Below are 3,073 nucleotides of genomic sequence, written 5' to 3' on the forward strand. Positions count from 1 at the left end.
TGATCAATGATCCAGGTACGGGCCGACTCTTTGCATAACTAGGCCAGTTGGCGCGTCTACATCGATTTAACCGATACGACCTCAACATACTTGTATTTCTTCCTAGCCGTCTTCACAGCCTCTTGCTCAGCAAGCAACGAGCTCAACGTATCAGCGTCGTGAACAAACTCGATCATTTTCCCTTCAAACTCGTTCCCAACCATGAGCGTGACCCTCAGCCTAGGCGTAAATGAGTTCGCCGCTTTCTTCTTGGGCGAAGGCGTTGATACCGGCTTAGTAAAAACAACCTCTGGCGCAGGCTGTGGCGTTGGAGGCGCAGGAACCTCTTCGGGCTCGGTCGAACCAAACAAATGCACGACGCATTTCTTCTTCAGTTAAATCAGCGTTCATAAAACATCTCGATGGAGCGGGAATTAGCTCAATAAACTCTAGTAGGACGGCTGCGTCACGGTGCCCTTTGGAGCATGAATGGACATCAAATGCCTAGGTCGATTTCGAGACAGGAGCCTCTCCATGCTCGAGATAACTGTTCTTTCGGCATTCGCGTGATGAGCCCATCCGCTAGGTCACTGGCGTGACGAGCGTACAACGTCACGATGCCCGAAACTGGTGTTTGACCCGGTACGAAGGCCCCGACAAGCTCTTGAGCAATTTTCAGTATATTCAGGACTTCCGGGCCCACCTTGTCGGTGGTCAGATGCTCCACAACTGGCCTAGGCGGAGGAGCGGCGCGACTCCACATATCGACAACCACCTGAAGCAGTCCGTCTGAGCCAAGATGTTCGAGGGCCATTTTCCATAGCTGACCTTCCTGAGCCATATCCAGGCGAGCCCTAGTCATTAAGGAGTTCTAACAACATGTGGGTCTATCTTGATTGCGAGTTTACCGAGCTATCGGCGGCTGCGAAGCTGATATCACTCGCATTGGTGGCTGAGGATGGGCGCGAATTCTACGTGGAATTGCTCGATGTTTGGAAAGAAGAAGACTGCAGTGATTTCGTAAAGGAAATCGTGCTTCCGCAGCTGTGGGGCGGTCGCTATGTACGACCCACCATTGAGGCAAGGTCAGCGCTGCTCGATTTCCTAGCCTCGTTTGACGAAATCCTGGAAATTGTCACAGACGCTCCACAGTACGACTGGGAGCTTTTCACCGAACTTGCATATGACAATGGTAAGTGGCCAAGGAACGTCCGGAATTACCCAACTGACGCAACCACTCTAAATGCCACAAGCGACGGGGTTCCGCTTCCGCATCACGCTCTCCTTGACGCCCGTATCATCGCTAGCATGTTCACCAAAGCAATCCATAGGAAGGACTACCCTGAGAAGGCGCATTGATCCGCAGTCTGTATTGGTCAATTGGGCCGAGCGGAGTATGAAATGGAATGCACGCATGTCGGAGCAAGTCGCGGAGTTGCTCTGTGGTGACAAACGCGGAAGGCTATTTTCATTATCCGCCAGGTGCTCAGCATGAACGGAATAGATAACGATTCGCCCTCGCTCAACCGGACTATAGGGAACAATCGCCCCCGCAGCGGCCTGAGCAATCCCCAGAATACTCAACACATCACCACCACCGAGGTAGCCGTCCAGATACCCTCTGTTTTACCACCGGTCGACCGGACATCCGCCCATGACGCGCCCACAACTTGATGGAGATCCGATGGGCCGAGGTGCTCCTCCGCAATTCTCCACAGGAAGCCTTCCTATGACAGGTTGACTCGGGTTTGTGCTCATTTAAAGGTCATTCGAAATCAAGGTCGCTCGGGCGTGGTTGTTTTGTAGATATCTGCGCACAGTCGATCTCGACAGCTCCAGTCTCTCTGCTATTTCTGACACAGACAAGCCGGCGCTGCTCAAACGATTAGCCTCCGCTGCCTTTTGCGCCGCATCGGATCGGACGGGTCGACCAGGCGGTAGTTTTCCGGCTCGTGCCATTGACTCCATTTCCTGATCAACACTTTCTTTTCTAATTCTGTTCATCTGTTTGGAAACGCGTTTAAGGCCCTCCCCGAACGGCTCATTAGATTGCAGGGACGTTGCCATGAGAATGAGTGAGGCCGGCTCAACTTCCATTAGCGCTGCAAGACGAATGAGCACATCAATCGTGATGTTAACTTCACCACGCTCTATCCGGCCCCAGTAGGAACGGTCAATTGTGATCAGGTTTTCCTGCGCAAAACCCTTTCTTCTACGCAGTGCTCGTACTACTACAGCAAGGGCTTCTGCGGCCTCCATGACATTTCCCCAAGCAAATCGAGGATGAGGCCATATTGCGCCGCACCATAACACGGACTATCATCCGTATTATGGTGCGACCAGCACTTTTAGGCTGGCTTCCCGTGATCCGATTGACGTCTCCAAGCCAACGTAACTGGCGTGCGGAGAGACTCTTTGCGAGGGGCGAGCGCAAACAAGCGGGATTGAATTGTCAATTTCCGGGTTATTAATTGAGGTGAACCCTATGGCTAGCGTCCAAGAGCCCGACTTTATGAAAGGGCCACGTGCGCCCCTTGAGGGCCTGGAGGGTACTTCCGAAGCTCGAGCTTTAGCAGTCGAACGATTCCCTACAAAGCCTTACTGCCTAGTTCGCGACTGGACAATATTTCGCATCGAAGTCACCCGCGACGAACTCTTCAAATGCCATGCAGCGGGCCAGCTCCCGATGATCCTGTTTGCTCACAACGTGGCAGAGGACAGCCAAGGTCGTTTCGAACGCGGCGATTGGGTTCGTTCAAGCATGTGCACCGGTCTCCACGACGGTGTTGCGTTCGAGACCAGAAACTCTGTTTACGTATTGATTGGCCCTGGTCATGAACAGCTCGCGAGCCTGAAAGACGTTTTCTCCCTCTTCTAACCTGCGCTCTATATCGGAGCCCCTTCAGGCCAAGGACATAAGATGTTTAGAACACACGACGCCGACATGCTGGGCCTACCGGGCATGTTCGGTGAGGGTCAGTACCAATGGCATCAGGTATCCAAAGTGCTTCGTAATCACTGGTATCACGTAACTGTCCATGCCATGTACGAGGACAGAATTTCAGAGGCGGTTCTGATGATCGACAGCGAACCA

General features: G+C 52.8%; 3 protein-coding genes and 1 pseudogene. 2 read left to right on the forward strand and 2 right to left on the reverse strand.

Going from position 1 to position 3,073, the window contains the following annotated elements; all coding sequences use genetic code 11:
• Window positions 1-56: 56 nt before the first annotated feature.
• A pseudogene (locus DQ405_RS26355) lies at window positions 57-390 on the reverse strand (hypothetical protein).
• Window positions 391-858: 468 nt separating this feature from the next.
• Between DQ405_RS26355 and DQ405_RS26360 the strand changes: the two are divergent.
• Window positions 859-1,338, forward strand: a complete 480-nt coding sequence (locus DQ405_RS26360) for a 3'-5' exoribonuclease (RefSeq protein WP_168426472.1) — start codon at window positions 859-861, stop codon at window positions 1,336-1,338.
• A 399-nt stretch (window positions 1,339-1,737) separates the two neighbouring features.
• On the opposite strand, the gene DQ405_RS26365 is transcribed toward DQ405_RS26360, so the two are convergent.
• Window positions 1,738-2,238 carry a helix-turn-helix domain-containing protein gene (locus tag DQ405_RS26365; RefSeq protein ID WP_168426473.1) on the reverse strand — a complete coding sequence of 167 codons (501 nt, stop codon included), beginning with the start codon at window positions 2,236-2,238 and terminating at the stop codon, window positions 1,738-1,740.
• 226 nt (window positions 2,239-2,464) lie between these two features.
• Between DQ405_RS26365 and DQ405_RS26370 the strand changes: the two genes are divergently transcribed.
• A complete protein-coding gene (locus tag DQ405_RS26370; protein WP_241730232.1) occupies window positions 2,465-2,857 on the forward strand; it encodes a DUF6957 family protein in 393 nt (130 codons plus the stop codon).
• Window positions 2,858-3,073: the final 216 nt, after the last annotated feature.

The organism is Pseudomonas sp. SST3 (assembly GCF_003325755.1).